At 61.1% G+C, this 4,340-nt stretch carries 3 protein-coding genes and 1 pseudogene; 1 reads left to right on the top strand and 3 read right to left on the bottom strand.

Annotated elements, in window-relative coordinates; genetic code table 11:
• The coding region (locus tag NW837_RS09825; protein WP_414331117.1) for an FAD-dependent oxidoreductase at positions 1–1,697 on the top strand (1,697 nt) is incomplete at its 5' end.
• Positions 1,698–1,770: 73 nt separating this feature from the next.
• On the opposite strand, the gene secF is transcribed toward NW837_RS09825, so the two are convergent.
• The 3 genes and pseudogenes from secF to NW837_RS09810 form a co-directional block, all read right to left on the bottom strand.
• A complete protein-coding gene (gene secF / locus NW837_RS09820) occupies positions 1,771–2,772 on the bottom strand; it encodes a protein translocase subunit SecF (RefSeq protein ID WP_414331115.1) in 1,002 nt (333 codons plus the stop codon).
• A complete protein-coding gene (secD, locus tag NW837_RS09815) occupies positions 2,769–4,115 on the bottom strand; it encodes a protein translocase subunit SecD (RefSeq protein WP_414331113.1) in 1,347 nt (448 codons plus the stop codon). Before secD ends, secF begins: the two co-directional genes overlap by 4 nt.
• A 78-nt stretch (positions 4,116–4,193) precedes the next feature.
• A pseudogene (locus NW837_RS09810) lies at positions 4,194–4,340 on the bottom strand (RNA-guided endonuclease TnpB family protein); the annotation flags it as partial.

Genomic DNA, 4,340 nt, shown 5'->3' with positions numbered 1-4,340 from the left:
AGCTGGTGGTGGTGGGCGGATCCCTGGGAGGGGTGGCAGCGGCAGGCCATGCCATGCGAGGGGGGGTGCAGACCTGTCTCATCGAGCTCACCCCTTGGCTGGGGGGTCAGATTACCTCCCAGGGGGTATCGGCCATTGATGAATCGCTGCCGATGCGGCAGCGGGGCAATTTTTCCCGCCACTGGCTGGAGTTCAAGGCCTTGATCGAAAGCCAGCCGGTGCATCTGCCGGCCTGGACAGGGATCCCTCCGGGAACCCGCGTATCCGAGATCAACAGCTGCTGGGTGGGAGGGCTGTGTTTTCCGCCCCAGGCCGGGCTGCAGGCGGTGGAAACCTGGCTGCAACAGGCAGCCCAAAATGCCCCCAACAGCCGCTGGGCTACCCAAACGGCTTTTAAGGGGGCCACCTTCAGCGCCGATGGATCCCGGATTGAAAGCATTTACGCTGTGCAGCGGCAACCCCGGGATCCCAACTTTGTGCCGCCGGGACGGCTGTGGCGGGAGCTGGTGAGCTGGTACAGTTGGCAGGAAACGGAGGTGTTCGCCAAGCGAGTGCTGCGTCTACAAGCGCCGCCGGGCCGCCCATTCTTCGTGATCGATGCCACCGATACCGGCGAGCTGGTGGGCTGGGCCGGGATCCCCTATCGGCTGGGTTCGGAAGGGCGAGACGTGACCGGCGAGCCCAATGCTGCCCCCGCCAGCAACCCGGAGTGTACTCAAGCCTTTACCTTTCCCTTCGTGCTGGCCATCCACGACGATGGCGGGCGCTCCCGCGCCGAGCTGGTCCAGCTGCAGCCGGGCTATTCCCGCGCCGAACACCGCCGCGAGTTCGACATGGAGGGTTTCCCCACCTTCAGCGGCCAGAGCTTTTTCAATTACCGCCGCATCGTCAGCAAGGGCCGCCGGGATCCCTTCTACAGCACGCCTGTTCCAGGCGACCTGACGCTGGTGAACTGGAACCGCGGCAACGACTGGGGGATCATGAACCCGCCCCTGATCCTGACGGAAGAGCGGCTAGTGGCCTCAGGGCAGCGCCACAACTGGCTGGGGGGCCTGGATGTCTCGGCCATCAAAGATGGAGAAAACCACGCCCTGCTGTTTGCCGAGTGGCTGATGGAAACTCAATCCCGCTCTGGCTATCCCCTCTCCTTGGTGTTTGCCGAAGAGTCCTTGCTGGGCACCCGCTCCGGCCTCAGCCTCTACCCCTACATCCGGGAAGGTCGACGCATTCTGGGGCGATCTGCCTACGGCCAAGCGGAGTTCCTGATGTTGGAGCAGGATATTCGCGTCGGCACCGCCGGGGGGCGGGACTTCAGACCTACCGTGGTGGGGGTTACCCACTACGCCATCGATATCCACGGCTGTCGCTACCGCAACTGGGAGCCCTCTCTTTCGGCCAGCTCCGCGCCAGTCAACGAGTTTTCCGTCCGTCCCATTCTCATTCCCTTGGAAGCCCTGATCCCGCAGAAGGTGGATAACCTGCTCATCGGCGGCAAAGGGATCGCCGTCAGCCACATTGTCAACGCCGCCACCCGCGTGCATTACGGCGAATGGACCATCGGCTCGGCAGCAGGCCTGACCGTGGCTTGGCTGCACAGCCAGGATCCCAGCTTGATCCCAGCTCAGATCGTACCGCAAGGCAAAATAGCCGATTTACAGCGCTACCTGATCTCCCATGGGCAAAGACTGCAATGGTGAACCCAGAGGACACCGTCTCAGCGCGAACGACAGATCCCCACCCAATCGACCCAATTTTTCCGATATCGGGGCCCTAGCCCTCAGAGGGAAGTGAATCGGGATCCCTGCCTGCGCGGGCATCTTCGCTACTTTTGCCATAGCGCTGCTGCCGCCACCACACCAACAGGGGGCTGGCGATAAAAATGCTGGAATACACCCCCAAAGTAAAGCCAATGAGCAGGGCAATGGCAAACCCCTTCAAGGTAGCTCCCCCGAAAATGGCGATGGCAACTAGGGGCAGCATCGTCGTCAGGGTGGTGTTCAGGGAGCGGGCAAAGGTCTGGTTCAGAGATAGGTTTACCACCTCGGCCAGGCTGACCTTGCGGCTCACCAGACGCAGATTCTCGCGGATGCGGTCGTAGATGACCACGGTGTCGTTGACGGAAAAGCCGATGATGGTCAGCAGCGCCACCACAAACAGGCTGTCCGCCTCCATACCCACCGTCAGGCCCAAAAGGGCAAATAGCCCTATCGTCAACACTACATCGTGCAGCAGCGCCACAATGGCAAACACCGCGTAATCCCACTGGAAGCGCAGGGCCAGGTACAGCACGATGAGCCCGAAAGAGATGAGCACCGCCACGATGCCGGAACGCAAGAGCAAACGCCCCACCGTCGGGCCAACCGTCTCGACCAGATTGCGCTGGAAGGGGGCAACCTCCTGCCGCAGGGTGGCTTCCACGGCCAGCCGCTCTTGCTCAGTCAAGGGGGGCATGCGGATCAGGGCTTCCTGGCCCGTTTGCGTGTCCAGCTGGATGATGCTGGTGCCCAGGTTGTGTTCCTGCAGCGCCCGTCGCAGCTCCTCGGTGGTGACAGGCCGCTCAAAGCTCAGATCCAGCAAGGTGCCGCCGGAAAAATCCAACCCCAGCCGCAGGGGAGTTCCCAGAGAAGCCAGGGAAAAGGCCATGCTGACCAGCCCCACCAGCAGCACCGCCAAGGACAAGCTGAACCACAGCTTGCTCCGTCCAACAATGTCGAAGCGATAGTCGAGCAACCGAGAGGCGGGATCTACGGGGGATAGCTCTTGAGCCGTCATGATTGGGCCGCCTCCATCCGAACGCCGTAAAACTCAGGTTTGCGCAAGCTGGGGATCCCCATTGCCGCCAAGAGCAGGCTACGGGTGCAGGTGATGGCCGTAAAGAAGCTCACCAGAATGCCAATGCCCAGGGTTACCGCAAACCCTTTCACCAGTCCCATCCCCAGCCAGAAAAGCACGCCACAGACCAAAAGGGTAGTCACATTGCTGTCCAGGATGCTGCTGAAGGCGCGGTTAAACCCTTCCGAAATGGACTTGTAGATGGATTTGCCGGCCCGCAACTCTTCTTTGATGCGCTCGAAGATCAGCACATTGGCATCCACCGCCATGCCGATGCTGAGGATAAAGCCGGCGATCCCCGGCAGAGTCATGGTTACCCCCAGCAGTTGGAAGAGAGCAAAGGTACAGAGGGCGTAGATAAGCAGAGCAATGTCCGCAATCAGCCCTGGCAGGCGATAGTAGGCCACCATAAAGAGGAAAACCAGCACCAGGCCCCCGATCCCGGCATAGAGGCTGCGGCGCACGCTCACTTCCCCCAAAGTGGCCCCGACAGTGCGATTTTCAATCACCTGAATGGGAACCGGCAGCGCTCCTGCCCTGAGCTTGACCGCCAAGTCAGTGGCGGTTTCCACCGTAAAATTGCCCGTGATCACCGCCGTCCCGCCGGTGATGCCGGTGCGGGCAAACTCCGGCCCCACGATCGGGGCACTGATCAACACGTCGTCCAGAAAAATGCCCAATGGACGTTCTGTTCCGGCCAGATCTCGGGTGAGCTGAGTAAATTTTTCTGCCCCCTCCGGCTTGAACTCCAGCAGCACCTCCCAACTCTGGGATCCGCGGCGAGGGGCTTGGGGATAGGCATTGCGCAGCAGATCCCCGGTGAGGCCGACCCGCTCAAACAGAGTATCCGGATCCTCCCCCGCTGTTATCTCTCCCCGCTCGTTGCGGGGCAGCGCGCCGACGGGAACCAAGCCCTTGCGAAACTCCAGTTGGGCTGTATCTCCAAGGAGAGCAATGGCCCGATCCGGATCCGCCACCCCCGGCAACTGCACGAACAGGCGGTCTTGGCCGCTGATCTGCACCAGAGGCTCAGCCACCCCCAGCCCGTTGATCCGCTGCTGGATGACGGCCTCTACCCCCTGCATCACTTCGGGGGTGATTTCAGGCACCTCCTCGGTGGGCACAGCTTGTAGCGTGAGCTGGGTTCCTCCCTTGAGGTCAAGGCCAAGGCGAACCTCCCGGCTGAAGCCCAAGTAAACGAGGGCAACCACCACGGCCAAGATGAAGATCAGCCCTCGCAAAAAGGAGAGCCGACTGAGCCACGACGCTGAGGATCTAGCCATACTGCTGAGAAGGTGAGGAACACGGTCGCACTCGATCTGAGGCTCTTAGGATTTTGGCACTTTGTAAACTACCCGACCCTACACCGCCTTAGCAGTGTAGCGCGGGCTTTCAGTAGCCCTGAGCCTGTTATGCTCTACCAGAGAACAAAACAAGCCCGAACCTCTAGGCTGGTTTACGACAGCCCCCAAAAGCGCAATCACATTCGCACCATTCAAATCCGCATC

This window comes from Synechococcus sp. R6-10 (assembly GCF_047461815.1).
GTDB lineage: Bacteria > Cyanobacteriota > Cyanobacteriia > Thermostichales > Thermostichaceae > Thermostichus.
The sequence above is the reverse complement of the archived record's forward strand: the minus strand, read 5'-3'. Positions and strand labels throughout refer to the sequence as shown.